Origin of the sequence: Endobacter medicaginis (genome assembly GCF_014192375.1) — a bacterium.
GTDB classification, from domain to species: Bacteria; Pseudomonadota; Alphaproteobacteria; order Acetobacterales; family Acetobacteraceae; genus Endobacter; species Endobacter medicaginis.
Genome location: NZ_JACHXV010000002.1, coordinates 313,506 through 328,869, shown reverse-complemented (window position 1 = coordinate 328,869; position 15,364 = coordinate 313,506). Strand labels below are relative to the sequence as shown.

Here is a 15,364-nt window from a genome sequence, read left to right as displayed (position 1 = left end):
TTCCTTGGTTCTTTCTTTCGAGAAAGAACATCACACCATCTCCACGTAATTATCCATCACCCGCTTGCTCCCCGCCTTCTCGAACGTCACGTCGAGCCGCCCGTCCTCTGCCGAGGTCACGGTTCCGTAGCCGAATTTCTGGTGAAACACCCGCGCACCCACCGCGATGGCGCTGCTGCGTGCCGGACGGGCGGGCTGTTCCCAGGCCTCGATCGTCTTCGGCCGGCGCGCGGTCAGCCCGAACGGGCTGCCGAACACCGGCGGTGCGTTGCGGACCTGCTCGCGGGCGAAGGCCGCCGATCCGGTCTGTTCGACATGCTCGGAGGGGATTTCCTCGAGGAAGCGGCTGGGGATCGAGCTCTGCCAGTTGGCGTAGATGCGCCGGTTGGCGGCGTGGCTGAGGATGGCGCGGCGACGTGCACGGGTGATGCCGACATACGCCAGGCGACGCTCCTCCTCGAGCGCCTTGTTGCCGCCCTCGTCGAGCGAACGCTGCGACGGAAACAGCCCCTCTTCCCAGCCGGGCAGGAACACGCTGTCGAACTCGAGGCCCTTGGCGCCATGCAGCGTCATCAGGTTGACCTTGTCGTCGCCCGCACTCTCGTCATTGTCCATCACCAGCGAGACATGTTCGAGAAACCCGGCCAAAGTCTCGAATTCGGCGATGGCGCGGGTGAGTTCGGACAGGTTGTCGAGCCGGCCGGGCGCGTCGGGGGATTTGTCCGCCTTCCACATCGCGGTGTATCCGCTCTCGTCGAGCAGGCGCTCGACGACGGCGACATGGCCAAGCACGCCGCGGTCGAGATCGTCGCGGCATTCGGCGAACAGCGTGATGAGTGCGCGAAGATTGTCGCGCACGCGACCCTTCACGCCGCCGCTGTCGATCATCTCGGCGGCCGCGGAGATCAGCGGGATGGAACGCGCGCGCGCATGGGCGTGCAGGCTGGCGAGGGCTGCATCGCCGACACCGCGGCGCGGGACATTGACGATGCGCTCGAAGGCGAGATCGTCGGCGGGCTGCACCACGCAGCGCAGATAGGCGAGCGCGTCGCGGATCTCGGCACGTTCGTAGAAGCGCAGGCCGCCGATGACGCGATAGGGGATGTTGAGCGTGATCAGCCGCTCCTCGAAGGCGCGGGTCTGGAAGCCGGCGCGCACCAGGATGGCAATTTCCGAAAGCCTGTGATCGTCGCGGCGAAGGTTCTCGATGCGCTCGCCGACGAAGCGCGCCTCCTCGTCGGAATCCCACAATGCGGCGACGGTGAGCTTTTCGCCGGAGGCGTCGTTGCGCCCTGGGCGCAGGGTCTTGCCGAGGCGCGCGTCGTTATGGGCGATCAGCCCGGCGGCGGCGGCGAGGATCGGCGCGGTGGAGCGATAGTTGCGTTCGAGACGGACCACTTTCGCGCCGGGGAAATCCGCCTCGAAGCGAAGGATGTTCTCCACCTCCGCGCCGCGCCAGGAATAGATCGACTGGTCGTCATCGCCGACGCAGCATATGTTGGCGGGTGCATCGGCGCGCTGGGCGAGCAGGCGCAGCCACAGATACTGCACCACGTTGGTGTCCTGATACTCGTCGACCAGGATGTAGCGAAACAGCCTGTGATAGCCGTCGAGGATCTCGGGCCGGGTGCGCAGCAGCTCGGTGACGTGGAGCAGCAGGTCGCCGAAATCGCACGCATTCAGCGTGATCAGCCGGGCCTGGTAGTCGGCATAGATGGCGCGCGCGGCACCGCCGCCGAACTCGGTGTCCTCGGCGGGCGTGATGCGGTCGGGGGTAAGGCCGCGATCCTTCCAGCGCTGGATCGCCCCCATCAGCCCCGGCGCCGGCCAGCGCTTGGCATCGATCCGGTGCGCCTCCATCACCTGCTTGAGCAGTCGGAGCTGGTCGTCGGTGTCGAGGATGGTGAACGAGGAGGTCAGGCCGAGTTCGCTCGCATGGCGGCGCAGCATGCGCGCGCATAGCGCATGGAAGGTGCCGAGCCAGAGCCCCTCGGCCGGATGGCCGAGGATGGCGCCGACGCGCTCGCGCATCTCGCGGGCGGCCTTGTTGGTGAAGGTGACGGCCAGCACCTGATGCGGGCTGGCGCGCCCCGACAGCAGGATATGGGCGAAACGGGTGGTCAGCACGCGGGTCTTGCCGGTGCCCGCGCCGGCCAGCACCAGCAGCGGGCCGTCGAGGCTCTGCACCGCGTCGCGCTGCTCGGGATTCAGCCGGTCGAGATAGTCACTCATGGCAACGAACATAGAACAAAGAGGGGTGCTTCGCCAGTTCGCCCGATCGCTCGCCCGGGGGCGGAGATGGACGCAGGATGTCTCGGCGGCAATGTTCTTGAGACAGACGCCGGTCGACAAATGACCCTATCCTGCTGCGTAACGAAGAGGATCGTCGCCGTAGCCGTGCCGGATACCATCGTCTCAGACGTCGCTTTGCCCGGCCTCGTGCCGCCTGCTTTCCGGTCCACGGGCCCGACCGGGCACCGCGCGAGGATGCGGGCGCGGCTGCTGGGCGCGGGGGCGGACAGCCTCGCCGATTACGAGATTCTGGAGATGCTGCTGTTTCTCGGCATCCCGCGTCGAGACACCAAGCCGCTCGCCAAGGCGATGATCAACCGCTACGGCTCGCTGGACGGCGTGCTGCGGACCGATCGCGAGACGGTCGCAGTCGATTTCGACCTCGCCCCCGATTGTCTCGACATTCTCGGCCTGCCTCGCATCGCGGCTGCGCGACTGGCCGAGGCCGAGCCGCGCGAGACGCTCACACTCGGCGACTGGACACAGCTCGGCGCCTATCTCGACCGCAGCGCCACCCAGATCGAGCCCGGGCAATGGCGGATGCTGTACCTCGACAACCGCAACCGGCTGCTGGCCGACGAGGCGGTGCTGCCCGGCAGCCGCGCGCTGGTCGGGCGTGCGGTGCTGGCGCGCGCGCTGGCGCTGCATGCGACCGCACTGATCGCGCTGCATGTCGAAGCCCGCGCCGGGGCGGCGAGCCTGCAGGAGGCGGCAGCGCTGTCGGCCGAGCTGGGACGCGCCTCGACGCTGCTCAGCGTGGTGCTGCACGATACCATGGTCGGCTGCGGGGGAGGCTGGACCAGCCTGCGTCAGCGCGGAATGCTGTGACCCAACGAATGGCGGCGGACGCCGGCATCGACAAGGAAGGGGGGTGACGGCTGGGCAGCATCTTGACGCCGAGCCCATGGCCGGTCTGAGGCTGGTCGGTGCCTCGATCATGACCGACCGTTGAGTCCGCTCGCCTCACGATTTGCGGCCTTGCTGGTGGCAGCCATCCTGGGGGCGTGCAACGATACGCGCGACGTCACACCGCATCCGCCTCGCCGAGAGCCGGGAGGCCGAGCAGCGTGACCGCCTCCAGCAGGCCGAGGGCCATGCGATGCGCGAGGTGGCGATGGCCTATGACGAGCTGGCCTCCGGAATCGCCCGCTATCGGGCTGCGGTCGAGCAGGCGAAGGCCGCCCGGCTGGCCTACACCTCCGATGCCGACACCTTCCGCCACTGGCCAGCCAGCGCGACCGGGCCAACGCGACGCTGGCGCAGGCCATTGCGCAGGTGCTGGCCTCAGCGGCGACGCTGGCCTTCGCCACCGGACAGCTGACCTCTGTCGCCGCCCTGCCGCCCACCGGTCGTTGATGCGAACCGCCGCTCCGGGGGCACACCCCCGGGCTCAGCCGGAGGGCTGGGAGAGCGTGGTTTGCCGGGCGGGTGTGCCGTGTCGCCCGTCATGTCGGGCGGCGGCCGAGATCTGCTCGACGATGGCGTCGTAGAGGGCCTCCGGATCGGCGACGATCGCCTCCGCGCCGGCCTGTTCGAGCTCGTCGAGACCGCCGAATCCCCACAGCACGCCGATCGCGCGCAGGCGGTTGGCATGCGCGCCGCTGATGTCGAAGCGGCGGTCGCCGACCATCACCGCGCGGGCGGGATCGACCCCCTCGCGGGCGATCAGTTCGCCGATCAGCTCGGGCTTCTCCGCCCCGCTGTCATCGGGGCGCGCGCCGTAGGTGGCGGCGAAGCGGTCGAGCAGGCCGTGCGCGGCGAGGATCGGGCGCGCCATGTGCAGCGGCTTCGAGGTGGCGAGATAGAGCTTTGCGCCCTGCGCGCGCAGCCGGTCGAGCAGGGCCTCGATGCCCTCGAACAACGGGCTCGCCAGCATTCCCAGCGTCGCATAATGTGCCCGGTAGGCCGTGATCGCGGATTCGGCGCGTTCGGGTGTGAACGGATCGAGGATGGCGCCCACCACGTCATGCAGCGGCGGTCCGATCACCCAGCGATAGTCGCCCTGCGGATCCGGCTCCTGGCCGACCGCGCGCATCGAGTGAAACAGACTGTCGAGGATGGCCTTTTGCGAATTGATCAGCGTCCCGTCGAGATCGAGCAGGATGGAGGCGCCGTCGAGGGGTCGGGTCAGCATGGTGGGTGGCGGTTCCGGCACGGTGTAGCAGTTCATTGTCGCGGCGCGGCGGCGTCGGTCAATGGCGCAGCACGGATTGGACGGTAACGGATGGTCACGAGGCAGGCGGATCAGAGACCCCCGCGCCCCGGCTTCGCCGAGGGTGCGCTGCGCTGGGCACGGGGCCGGCGCGATGCGGGAGCGGAGCGCGCCACGGCCGCGTCGGCCCCAACCCAGGCGGCGGAGCCGGCTCAGGCCCATGATGTGGCGCTCGCCGCACTGCTGCTGGGTGCGGCGATGCAGGGGCATGACGCCACGGCGCTCGCGGCCCGGCTGATCGGCCGGTTCGGCAGCTTCGCGGCCCTGCTGAGCGCGCCTGACGCCGAACTGCGCGGCATTTCCGGTCTGGGCACGCACGGGCTCGCGGCCATCCGGCTGTTGCAGGAGGCGGCGCTGCGCATGGCGCGGGCCTCGGTGCAGGGCCAACCGGTGCTGGCCGATCCTGTGCGGCTGCGCGCCTACCTCGCTTCGGTGCTGTCGCGCGAGAAGGTCGAGCAGTTCCACATCCTGTTTCTCGACGGGCAAGGGCGGCTGATCGCCGATGAGGCGCAGGCACGCGGCACCGTCAACCACACGCCGGTCTATCCGCGCGAGGTAGTCCGTCGCGCGCTCGACCTGGGCGCCGACGGGCTGATCCTGGTGCACAACCACCCGACCGGCGATCCGACGCCGTCCGCCGAGGATCTGGCGATGACGCGCATGGTGTCGGAAGCCTGTGCGCTGCTCGGGGTGGCGGTGCTGGACCATGTCATCGTCGGCAACGGCCGTTTCACCCATTTTTCCGAGCAGGGCCTGTTGCCACGCTAGTAACGGTGCGGCGCCCGGCTCTCGTTCTTCAAGGAGACCGGAGCGATGAACCCAACCAGCGATGCCGCCGGGTCCCGAGGCGGGATGCTGAAGCTGCCGCGCCGACGCCTGCTGTCGATGGCCCCAGCGCTGCCCCTGCTCGCCCATGCGGCGCGCTCGGCGCAACGCCCGCCGCTGCGGGCTCATGCGCCGTTCACCTTCCTGTTCATCACCGACACCCATCAGCAGCCGGAACTCGAGGCGACCCATGGCTGCCGGCTGGCCTATGCGAAGGCCCGCACCCTCCGCGCGGACCTGGTCATCCAGGGCGGTGACCACGTCTTCGACGCGCTCGGCGTGCCGGCGACGCGCGCGACCATGCTGATGGATCTCTACAAGCGCACCGCGCAGGACCTGTCGCTGCCGGTCCATGACACGATCGGCAACCACGATCTGTTCGGCATCTACACCAAAAGCGGCGCGCGGCCAGACGATCCGCTCTACGGCAAGAAGTATTTCGAGGACGCCTTCGGCAGCCTGTATCGCAGTTTCGACCACAAGGGCGTGCATTTCGTCATTCTGGACTCGATCGGGGTGACCGCCGACCGCGCCTATGAGGGGCGCATCGATGCGGTCCAGCTCGCCTGGCTGAAGGCCGATCTCGCGGCACAGCCGGCCGGCACGCCGATCATCGTCGTGACCCATATTCCGCTGGTCAGCGCGATCGCCGACTACATGGATCCGGCCGATCTGCCGACGCATCACGCCCTCACCGTCGCCAACGCGCACGAGGTGCTGCCGCTGTTCGACGATGTGAACGTCATCGCCGTGCTGCAGGGCCATACCCATGTCGTCGAGCGCGTCGAATGGCACGGCGTGCCCTACATCACCGGCGGCGCGGTCAGCGGCAATTGGTGGCATGGCACGAGGCTCGGCACGCCGGAGGGGTTCATGGTGATCGATGTGGCCGACGGAAGGGTCACGCCGCGTTACGAGACGTTCGGGTTCCGCTCGGTCGACCCGAAGGACACCTGATCCTAGACTGCTTGCATACCCTGGTCAGATTTGGCCAGTACTAGGCAAAGCAGAGCGGGGCGGTGCAACCGGGCGAGGGCTTACGCTGTGGCTTTCGGGATCACCGCCAGGCCAAGTCCGACAATCTGCTGCAGGCGCTTGCGCGAGGCGCCCGATGCCGCCTGCACATCCATGCCGTGCAGCAAGGTCATCAGATACGCCGCAAGCCCGTGCGTGTCGGTTCCCGGCGGCCACTGCCCCTCTTCGACGGCCTTGGCAAAGCGCGCGGCCAGCGCCGCCTCGCGCTTCTGGCGCCGCTCCAGTAGCCAGCGACGAACGGAGTCGGCCGCATCCGAGCAGACCAGCGCCCCCACCGTGTCGGGCGAGCCGTGCGGGTGGGTCTCGGAGGTGTTGAGGTCGAGAAAGCCATCGACGATACGCCGGATCGCCTCGTCGACGCATGGATCGGCCAGTGCGTCGTCGAAAAATCCCATATACCCGAGATCGTAGCATTTCATCGCCTTGTGGAAGAGCGTCTCCTTGTCGCCGAACGTGGCGTAGAGCGACGGGCGGCTGATCTGCATCGCCTCGGTCAGTTCGCTGAGCGTCGCGCCTTCGAAGCCCTTGGCCCAGAACACCGCCAGCGCTGCGCGGATCGCGACCTTCGGATCGAAGCCCAGCGGTCTACCCATCGAATGGTCCCCGTGCAAATCGGGCGGCCGAGGTTTTTCGGCGCGCGAGGGTTGAAAATCGATTCTGGACGCCTTCATTCAAGGTCGAATCGTATCGTGCGGTACAGAACGCCATACGTCGCCGATCGGATGCAGGAAAGACGCCCATGCCCGCAGATTCTCAGGCCAGCTGGCTCGCGGCCGTCCGTTCGCGCCGGCGAACGGGGGCGTTCATGGCGGCAATGTCGCTGACCGCCTGCGTCGGCTGCCTGCCTGCGCGCGCGCAGGGGGCGGGCGGGCCCCCGCCGACCGTTACCGTCGCCACGCCGCTTTCGCGCACGCTGGCGGTGCCGACCGAGTTCCTCGGCCAGTTCTCTGCCGTCGACACGGTGCAGCTGCGCGCCCAGGTCGGCGGCACGCTGACCGCGATCCATTTCCATGACGGTCAGCTGGTCCACAAGGGCGACCTGCTGTTCGAGATCGACGCGCGCCCCTATCAGATCAAGGTCGCCCAGGCGGTCGCCACGCTGCGCGGGGCGCAGGCGCGGGTGTCGCTGGCGGCACAGGAGCTGTGGCGGGCGAAGCGCCTGCGCCAGGACGATTTCGGCAGCCAGCAGGTGGTCGACCAGCGCCAGGCCGATCTCGATGCCGCCCAGGCGACCCTGGCCGGCGCGGAGGCGGCGGTGCGCGACGCGCAGCTCGATTTCGACTACTGCCGCATCAGCGCACCCTTCACCGGCCGCATCGGCGCGCACCAGGTTTCGGTCGGCGCGCTGATCAGCGGCAGCCGCACCGGCGGGTCGGCGAACTCGCTGCTGGCGACGCTGGTGTCGATCGATCCGATCTATGTCGACTTCGACATGAGCGAGGCGGATTTCGTGACCTACGGCCGCGCGCATGCGCATGATGCGGCACCGCCGGCGGTGGAGATCGCCCTTGGCGAGAGCCGGGATTTCCGCCTGCGCGGCACGCTCGACTTCATCGACAATGCCGTCAACCGCGCCTCCGGCACGATCAGGGCGCGCGCGACGCTGGCCAACGCCGATGCAGCGCTCACCCCGGGCGAGTTCGCCCGCGTGCGGCTGCCGCTCGCCAACCCTGCGCCGGCGATGCTGGTGCCGGATGCGGCGGTGATGTCGGACCAGTCGCAGCAGATCGTCATGACCGTCGGTCATGACGGATCGGTGGTACCCAAGCCGGTCGCCACCGGGGCCGTGACGCAGGGCCTGCGGGTGGTCACCGCGGGGCTCGATCCGAACGATCGCGTCATCATCGGCGGCCTGATGCTGGTCCGCCCCGGCGCGAAGGTGAACGCCGTGCGAGGCAGCATCAAATCGGACGGTCCGGCCTGAGGCGACATCATGCAGTTCTTCCATCGCTTCATCGACCGGCCGGTGCTGGCCATCGTGGTCAGCGTGTTCATCACGCTGGTGGGTGCGGGTGCGCTGTTCACCCTGCCGATCGCGCAATATCCCGAGATCGTGCCGCCGACGGTGCAGATCACCACCTCGTATCCGGGTGCCTCGGCCGACGTGGTCAGCCGCACCGTCGCCACCCCGATCGAGCAGCAGGTCAACGGCGTGGAGAACATGCTATACCTGTCCAGCCAGTCGACGGGCGATGGCAAGCTGACCATCACCGTCACCTTCGCCATCGGCACCGACCTCAACACCGCGCAGGTGCTGACCCAGAACCGCGTCACCGACGCGCTGCCGCGCCTGCCGGAGGATGTGCAGCGCATCGGCGTCTCGGTGCGCAAGGCGACGCCCGACATCCTGCTGGTGGTGCATCTGATCTCGCCGGACCGGTCGCGCGACCAGCTTTATCTGTCGAACTACGCGACCCTGCATGTGAAGGACATCCTCGCCCGCCTCTCGGGCGTCGGCGACGTGCAGATCTTCGGCGGCCAGGACTACGCCATGCGGGTCTGGCTCGATCCGGACAGGGTGGCGGCGCTGGGACTGAATGCATCGGACGTGATCTCGGCCCTGCGCGCGCAGAACGTGCAGGTCTCGGCCGGCGTGCTCAACCAGCCGCCGGTGCATTCGCCCAACGCCTACCAGCTCAACGTGCAGACGCTGGGGCGACTGGAGACGCCGGAGCAGTTCGGCAACATCGTTATCCGCACCGATGCCGACGGCCGCGTGACGCGGGTGCGTGATGTCGCGCATATCGATATCGGCGCGCAGGATTACGGCACCGCCGGCTATCTCGACGACGGTGTGGCGGTACCGCTGCTGGTGTTCGCGCAGCCGGGGGCGAACTCTCTGGCCGTCGAGGCCGAGGTCAAGCGCACGATGAACGGGCTGGCAGCCGAGTTCCCGCCCGGCGTGGCCTACAAGATCATCTACGATCCGACCGAGTTCATCGCCCGTTCGGTTCATGAGGTGATCGTCACCATCGGTATCGCGATCTTCCTCGTCGTGCTGGTTGTGATTGCGTTCCTGCAGACCTGGCGCGCGTCGCTGATCCCGGTGATCGCGATTCCGGTGTCGCTGATCGGCACCTTCGCCGTGCTGGCAGCGCTCGGCTTCTCGCTCAACAACCTTTCTCTGTTCGGGCTGGTGCTGGCGGTCGGCATCGTGGTGGACGACGCGATCGTCGTGGTCGAGAACGTCGAGCGCAATCTCGCCCAGGGCATGTCGCCATCCGAGGCGGCTCACCGCACGATGGACGAGGTGGCGGTCGCCCTGATCGCGATCGCGCTGACGCTGTGCGCGGTGTTCGTGCCGACCGCGTTCATCTCCGGCATCTCGGGGCAGTTCTTCCGCCAGTTCGCGGTCACCATCGCCGCCTCGACGATCATCTCCTGCATCGTCTCGCTCACGCTCAGCCCGTCGCTCTGCGCGCTGCTGTTCAAGGGGCATGCGCCGGGGGCTCATCATGTGCGCCGTCCGCTGCTGATGCGGGGCCTGGCGTCGGCGGCCGATCTGTTCAATCGCGGCTTCGAGCGCCTGTCGAACTTCTATGCGCGACTGACCCGGCGGATGATCCAGGTCTCCGGGCTGGTGCTGCTGGTCTATGCGGCTTTGATCGGCCTGACTGGTTTCCAGTTCGCCCGCGCACCGACCGGGTTCATTCCCGACCAGGATCAGGGCTACCTGATCACCATCCTGCAGTTGCCGCCCGGCGCCTCTCTTGAGCGCACGCAGCGCGCGGTGGAGGAGGCGACGCAGATCATCATGCATACGCCGGGCGTGGCACACGCGGTACCGTTCGCCGGGCTCGAGGCAGCGACCTTCACCGACGCGCCCAATACAGGCACCATCTTCTCGAAATTCGACGATTTCGACGAGCGGGTGAAGAAGGGCCAGACGGCGCAGTACATCCTCGGCGAGCTCCGCAGGCGACTGTCGGTGATGCAGACCGCGTTCACGCTGACCATCGCCCCACCCCCGGTGCAGGGTCTCGGCACCGCCGGCGGGTTCAAGCTGATGATCGAGGACCGCGCCGGTCTCGGCACTTCGGCGATGATGGCGGCGACGCAGAAATTCCTCGCCGCGGCAAATCAGGATCATGCTTTCGCCGGCGTGTTCACGCTGTTTTCCAATTCCACGCCGTCGATCTATGCCGATATCGACCGGGTGCGCGCCGAGAAGCTCGGCCTGTCGCCGACGCAGATCTTCGACACGATGCAGACCTATCTTGGCTCGACCTATGTCAACGACTTCAACTTTCTCGGCCGCACCTACGAGGTCATCGCGCAGGCCGATGCCGGCTTCCGCCGCGACGTCGACGACATCGCGCGCCTGCGCGCGCGCAATGCCAACGGCGACATGATTCCGCTCGGCACGGTGGCCCGTTTCGAGCGCGTGACCTCGGCCTATCGTGTGCCGCGCTACAATCTCTTCCCCGCCGCCGACGTGCTGGGTGCGGCCGCCCCCGGGGTCGCCACCGGGACCGCGCTGCACCGCATCGAGCAGATTGCGCATGAGGTGCTGCCGCCGGGCTTCGGGATGGAATGGACCGAGCTCGCCTTCCAGCAGCAGCTCAAGGGCACGCCGACGCTGCTGGTGTTCGGGGCGGCGGCACTGTTCGTGTTCCTGGTGCTGGCAGCCCAGTACGAGAGCATCAGGCTGCCGCTGGCGGTAATCCTGATCGTGCCGATGTGTCTGCTCGCGGCGATCACCGGACTACTGTTCCGCGGCATGGCGATCGACATCCTCGCCCAGATCGGCTTCGTGGTGCTGGTCGGGTTGGCAGCGAAGAATGCCATCCTGATCGTCGAGTTCGCCCGCCAGGCAGAAGACGAGGGGGCATCGGCCGCCGAGGCCGCGATGCATGCTGCGCGCACCCGACTGCGGCCGATCCTGATGACCTCGTTCGCCTTCATCCTCGGCACGCTGCCGCTGGCGATCGCGACGGGCGCGGGGGCGGAGATGCGTCGCTCGCTCGGCACGGCTGTGTTCGCCGGCATGATCGGCGTGACCGGATTCGGTCTGCTGTTCACGCCAACCTTCTACACCGTGGTGCAGCGTTTCGGCCGTCGGCCGGGCCGGGCGGCCGTCCTCAGCCGGGCCGGGGCAGGCTGAGCCCCGGCGCTCGTGCGTCGTCCTCCCGGCAAGGGTGCTCCAGCCGGTCGACCCGGCGCTGGCGGGGGCAGTACGGCTGTTTGCGGCGGCCGGTAGCGCGTCTCTCCCGCACATCGTCGAACCGGTTTCGAATCGACTTCGGAGGGCTAGCGGTCTAGTCTGCGGCAACGGAGATTGCGCATATGGCCGAGCCGGTCACGTCGACCTCGATCGTACCCGCCGCCGAGCCGCCCGCGCTGGCGGCGATCAGATCCGATCTCGAACGCGCCGAGGCGGCCAGGCTCGGCAACCGGCTGCATGAGGCGGACGGCATCGCACTCGACATCCTCGCCCGCGCGCCGGGGTTGGCGGAGGCGCTGGCGGTGCGGGGTTTCGTCGCTGCCGCCCGCGACGAGGTCGATCGGGCGGTGCTGCTGATGGAGGCGGCGACCGCCAAGCGTGCCGAGCCGTCCTGGCTGGCGCTGCTGTGCAATCTCTACCGCAGGCGCTTCCGGCTCGACGCCGCACTTGCCGCCGGTCTGGCCGCGGTGTCTCGCTCGGCCGGTCAGGCACGGCTGGAACCGTTGCTCGAACTCGCGCGGCTGCGCATCGACCGTGACGAGCCGGAGGATGCGGCGGAGTGTTTCCTCGCCATCCTCGCGCTCGATCCGGACAATGCCGGGGCGCATATGGGTCTCGGCCAGGTGCTGCTGGCTGATGGCGAATTCGCGCCCGGCTGGATCGAATACGAATGGCGCAACCGGCTGCCGGAGGCGCAGGGCCGCGTCCCGCCGATCAACGCCGCCGCCTGGAACGGCATGGTGCTGCCGCGTGGTCGGCTTCTGGTGGTGTGCGACCAGGGTTTCGGCGACGCGATCCAGTTCGCCCGCTATCTGCCGCTGGCGGCGGCGAAGGTGAAAGAGTTGGTGCTCGTCTGCAGCCCCGAACTGGAGACGCTGTTTGCACGCATGCCTGGGGTAGCGCGCTGCTGCCACCGCTGGGCGGATATTCCGGGCTTTTCTGCGCATGCGCTGATCTCCAGCCTGCCGGGGCTGCTTCGTACCGAGATCGACAGCATCCCGGCCGTGATCCCCTATCTGACCGCCGATCCCCAACGCACGCTGCGCTGGCGGGGGGAGTTCGAGCGCAAGGCGGCAGGGCGGCGGCGGATCGGGCTTTTCTGGTCGGGGCGGGCAACGCATCCGAACAATGCGCGTCGTTCGCTGCCACTGGACGCCCTCGGACCGGTGCTGGAAGCGATCGGCGATGCGTATGTGGTCTCGCTGCAGAAGGAGCTCAGCAAGGCCGATGCCACCGCGCTCGCAGCGCGTGGAATCGTCGATCTGTCGCCCCATCTCGACAGTTTCGACGACACCGCCGCGATCATCGGCCAGCTCGATCTCCTCGTGACCGTCGACAGCGCGGTGGCGCATCTCGCCGGCAGCCTCGGCCGGCCGGTCAGCGTGCTGACGCCTTCGCCCGCCGACTGGCGCTGGCAGCGTGGCCGCAGCGACTCACCGTGGTATCCGTCGATGCGGCTGTTCCGGCAGCCGACACCCGGCGACTGGGATGGCGCGATCACGCAACTCGCGGCCAGTCTCGCGTCAGCCTGACAGCGACGCCACAGCCTGCGTCGGCAGGCGCGAATGCGAGATCGGGCCGGTCGACGCGCCCGGCGGCGCGGACGCAGCAGCAGGCTCTCCGCCCAGCACCTCGAAGCGATGCGTGCCATCGGCTTCGAGCTGGGCGACGAGGCCGAATTCCCAGTCCAGATAGGCCTGCATCGCGGCCGTTGCGTTGTCGGTGCCCTCGTAGGGGCGCTTGTAGACGTCGTCGGCGGCCGACAGGGCGCGGCTGGGGTCGAGGCCGGTGGCGAGGGTGCGGCCGGAGGCGCGCCAGGCGTCGGTGCCCCCGGCGAGAATGCGGGCCGGGTGGCCGAGCGTGATCAGCTCTGCGGCGGCGAAGGCGGCGGCGATGCCGTCGGGCGAGACCAGCACGATGTCGGCGGCGGAGGCGACATCGCCATGCGTGGCGAGATCGGCGCGGATGGCGAAGCGTGCGCCCGGGATGTGGCCGCGCCGGTGCTCGGGGCTGGTGGCAAGGTCGATCAGCAGCGCTTCCGGTCGGTCTTCGAGCTCCTGTGGCGTGATCTGCGGCACCGGCGGCGGCGGCACGGCCAGCACGGGCGGCTCCGGACCCTCGGTGCGGGGCAGGCCGGACCCGTCATCGAGCACATAGGTCTCGGCCCAGCCGAGCTGGCGCAGCCAATGCCCCGTCATGCGGGCGCGCACGCCGTCATCGTCGGTCAGCACCAGCGTGCCGCCGCGCACGCCCACCCACTCGTCGGTCGCCTGCACAAGCTGGCCGCCCGGCGCGGAGCGGAAGCCCTGCAGATGACCGCGCGCATACTCCTCGGGCGAACGCACGTCGAGCAGATACAGGCTGCGGGCCGGATCGCGCTGCAATTGCGCGAGTCCGGCGGCATCGACGATGCGCACGCCGGCACGCGTGGCGAGATCGCGGGCGCGGGCGGCGGCGAGCGCGATGCTGGCGGGGGAGGGGTCGCCGGCGCGTCGTTCGGCGCCGCGCTCGAGCTCGAGTCCGGCCAGGGTCCAGCCGATGGTGCCGTTGCGCAGCGCGAACACCGGGTTGGGGATCGCCGCATTGACCAGCGACTGTGCGCCGATGATCGAGCGGGTGCGGCCGGCGCAGTTGACCACCACGGTGGTCGCCGGATCGGGGGCGAGGTCGCGCACGCGCAGCGCGAGTTCGCCACCCGGCACGGAGCGACCGCCAGGGATCGACATGGTGGCATATTCGCTGAACCGGCGCGCGTCGAGGATCACCACATCGTCGCCGCGGTCGAGCCGCGCGCGCAGTTCGGTGGCCGGGATCGAGGGCGTATGGCGCACATGCTCGACCAGCTCGCCGAACGCCTTCGACGGCACGTTGACGTCGATGAAGATCTCGCCGCCCGAAGCGCGCCAGCCGGCGAGACCGCCCTCGAGCCGGCTGACGCGGCGATAGCCCAGTGCTGCAAGCAGCGGCAGGGCGCGGCGGATACGGGAATCGTCGCCATCGTCATAGACCACGATGGCGACATCGCGTCGCGGCAGCAGCGCGCCGACGCGTTCCTCGATGCGTCCGAGCGGCAGGTTGATCGCGAACAGCGGATGGCCGGCGGCATAGGCGGCTTCCTCGCGCAGGTCGATCAGCGCGATCTCGTCGCCATCGCGCAGCGATCGGCGGACGGCTTCGGCGGTGGTGACGGGGGCGGCGAGATGGGTCATCACGCAGGCTCCGTCTGTCGCGAACGGTCCCACAGATTGGGCACGGTGTCGTTGCTGTAGCCGGAGATGAAGGCCTTCCGGGCACCGCTCGCCGGATCGTAGGTCGCGCGCAGCACGCCGCCGATATTGCCGCCATAGACATGGATCGAGATCGCTGTGGTGTCGGCGGATGCGTTGGCGACACGGTGATAATCGTTGAGATCGGGCTCCAGGATCGTCACTTCGCCGGGGTGCAGTTCGGAAGACTCCGCCTCGTGGAAGCGTCCTTGCGCGTCGCGGACGAACTGTGTCTCGACCTCGCGGCCACGAAGCATCCCGATCAGCCCCCAGATGCGATGGTCATGCAGCGGGGTGGACTGCCCCGGGCCCCAGACGAAGCTGACCACCGAGAAGCGCTCGGCGGGATCGCAATGCAGCAGATACTGGCTGTAACGTTGCGGATCAGGACGGGCGAACGCATCGGGCAGCCAGTCGTCACGCGAGACCAGCCGCCGCAGCAGATTGACCCCTTCGAGCTGCACGGCGGGCGGGTTCAATCCACGGTCGAACAGCGCGGTGATGTCACGGACGAAGTCGCGCAACGGCGCAATGGAAGCAGACATCTCTCAAATCCCTCGAATTCGTCCC

12 protein-coding genes are annotated in these 15,364 nt (G+C 68.5%); 6 read left to right on the top strand and 6 right to left on the bottom strand.

The genetic code is table 11. The features are described 5' to 3' along the window. Positions 1-30: 30 nt before the first annotated feature. Positions 31-2,232, bottom strand: coding sequence for an ATP-dependent helicase (locus FHR90_RS03615; RefSeq protein ID WP_176622364.1), 2,202 nt, complete (start codon positions 2,230-2,232; stop codon positions 31-33). Positions 2,233-2,487: 255 nt separating this feature from the next. Here FHR90_RS03615 and FHR90_RS03610 point away from each other — a divergent pair, with 255 nt between their 5' ends. Then, a complete protein-coding gene (locus FHR90_RS03610) occupies positions 2,488-3,120 on the top strand; it encodes a JAB domain-containing protein (protein ID WP_246330000.1) in 633 nt (210 codons plus the stop codon). Between the two features lie 196 nt (positions 3,121-3,316). Here the strand turns inward: FHR90_RS03610 and FHR90_RS03605 are convergent, their stop codons facing one another. Both FHR90_RS03605 and FHR90_RS03600 read right to left on the bottom strand, forming a co-directional pair. Beyond that, positions 3,317-3,514: a hypothetical protein gene (locus FHR90_RS03605; RefSeq protein WP_176626407.1), complete on the bottom strand. Its 198-nt coding sequence runs from the start codon at positions 3,512-3,514 to the stop codon at positions 3,317-3,319. A 168-nt stretch (positions 3,515-3,682) separates the two neighbouring features. Beyond that, positions 3,683-4,426 (bottom strand): HAD hydrolase-like protein, encoded by a 744-nt coding sequence (locus FHR90_RS03600; protein ID WP_176626405.1) that lies wholly within the window; start codon positions 4,424-4,426, stop codon positions 3,683-3,685. Between the two features lie 90 nt (positions 4,427-4,516). Between FHR90_RS03600 and radC the strand changes: the two genes are divergently transcribed. Both radC and FHR90_RS03590 read left to right on the top strand, forming a co-directional pair. Continuing rightward, a complete protein-coding gene (gene radC / locus FHR90_RS03595) occupies positions 4,517-5,272 on the top strand; it encodes a RadC family protein (protein ID WP_183274763.1) in 756 nt (251 codons plus the stop codon). A 45-nt stretch (positions 5,273-5,317) separates the two neighbouring features. Further along, positions 5,318-6,286, top strand: coding sequence for a metallophosphoesterase family protein (locus FHR90_RS03590; RefSeq protein ID WP_246329999.1), 969 nt, complete (start codon positions 5,318-5,320; stop codon positions 6,284-6,286). 80 nt (positions 6,287-6,366) lie between these two features. Here FHR90_RS03590 and FHR90_RS03585 read toward each other — a convergent pair whose 3' ends face one another. Continuing rightward, positions 6,367-6,957 carry a TetR/AcrR family transcriptional regulator gene (locus tag FHR90_RS03585; RefSeq protein WP_176625898.1) on the bottom strand — a complete coding sequence of 197 codons (591 nt, stop codon included), beginning with the start codon at positions 6,955-6,957 and terminating at the stop codon, positions 6,367-6,369. 146 nt (positions 6,958-7,103) lie between these two features. Here FHR90_RS03585 and FHR90_RS03580 point away from each other — a divergent pair, with 146 nt between their 5' ends. The 3 genes from FHR90_RS03580 (at position 7,104) to FHR90_RS03570 (ending at position 13,060) form a co-directional block, all read left to right on the top strand. Beyond that, positions 7,104-8,288 (top strand): efflux RND transporter periplasmic adaptor subunit, encoded by a 1,185-nt coding sequence (locus FHR90_RS03580; RefSeq protein WP_183274762.1) that lies wholly within the window; start codon positions 7,104-7,106, stop codon positions 8,286-8,288. A gap of 9 nt (positions 8,289-8,297) precedes the next feature. Further along, entirely contained in the window at positions 8,298-11,468 is a 3,171-nt protein-coding gene (locus FHR90_RS03575) for an efflux RND transporter permease subunit (protein WP_176623844.1), read from the top strand. 182 nt (positions 11,469-11,650) lie between these two features. Continuing rightward, positions 11,651-13,060, top strand: a complete 1,410-nt coding sequence (locus tag FHR90_RS03570; RefSeq protein WP_176623846.1) for a glycosyltransferase family 9 protein — start codon at positions 11,651-11,653, stop codon at positions 13,058-13,060. Here FHR90_RS03570 and FHR90_RS03565 read toward each other — a convergent pair. Next, positions 13,052-14,737 (bottom strand): rhodanese-like domain-containing protein, encoded by a 1,686-nt coding sequence (locus FHR90_RS03565; protein ID WP_183274761.1) that lies wholly within the window; start codon positions 14,735-14,737, stop codon positions 13,052-13,054. The two genes, FHR90_RS03570 and FHR90_RS03565, sit on opposite strands and share 9 nt — an antisense overlap. Then, complete coding sequence (locus tag FHR90_RS03560; RefSeq protein ID WP_176625893.1) at positions 14,737-15,339, bottom strand: cysteine dioxygenase family protein; 603 nt, start codon at positions 15,337-15,339, stop codon at positions 14,737-14,739. The genes FHR90_RS03565 and FHR90_RS03560 overlap by 1 nt, the downstream gene beginning before the upstream one ends. Positions 15,340-15,364: the final 25 nt, after the last annotated feature.

Excerpts from the sequence above, each read along its gene's own strand:
- FHR90_RS03565 (WP_183274761.1), bottom strand. The coding sequence starts at position 14,737 with ATGACCCATCTCGCCGCCCCCGTCACCACCGCCGAAGCCGTCCGCCGA.
- FHR90_RS03575 (WP_176623844.1), top strand. The coding sequence starts at position 8,298 with ATGCAGTTCTTCCATCGCTTCATCGACCGGCCGGTGCTGGCCATCGTG.
- FHR90_RS03590 (WP_246329999.1), top strand. The coding sequence starts at position 5,318 with ATGAACCCAACCAGCGATGCCGCCGGGTCCCGAGGCGGGATGCTGAAG.
- FHR90_RS03580 (WP_183274762.1), top strand. The coding sequence starts at position 7,104 with ATGCCCGCAGATTCTCAGGCCAGCTGGCTCGCGGCCGTCCGTTCGCGC.
- FHR90_RS03615 (WP_176622364.1), bottom strand. The coding sequence starts at position 2,232 with ATGAGTGACTATCTCGACCGGCTGAATCCCGAGCAGCGCGACGCGGTG.
- FHR90_RS03570 (WP_176623846.1), top strand. The coding sequence starts at position 11,651 with ATGGCCGAGCCGGTCACGTCGACCTCGATCGTACCCGCCGCCGAGCCG.
- FHR90_RS03600 (WP_176626405.1), bottom strand. The coding sequence starts at position 4,426 with ATGCTGACCCGACCCCTCGACGGCGCCTCCATCCTGCTCGATCTCGAC.
- FHR90_RS03610 (WP_246330000.1), top strand. The coding sequence starts at position 2,488 with ATGCGGGCGCGGCTGCTGGGCGCGGGGGCGGACAGCCTCGCCGATTAC.
- FHR90_RS03560 (WP_176625893.1), bottom strand. The coding sequence starts at position 15,339 with ATGTCTGCTTCCATTGCGCCGTTGCGCGACTTCGTCCGTGACATCACC.
- FHR90_RS03585 (WP_176625898.1), bottom strand. The coding sequence starts at position 6,957 with ATGGGTAGACCGCTGGGCTTCGATCCGAAGGTCGCGATCCGCGCAGCG.
- radC (WP_183274763.1), top strand. The coding sequence starts at position 4,517 with ATGGTCACGAGGCAGGCGGATCAGAGACCCCCGCGCCCCGGCTTCGCC.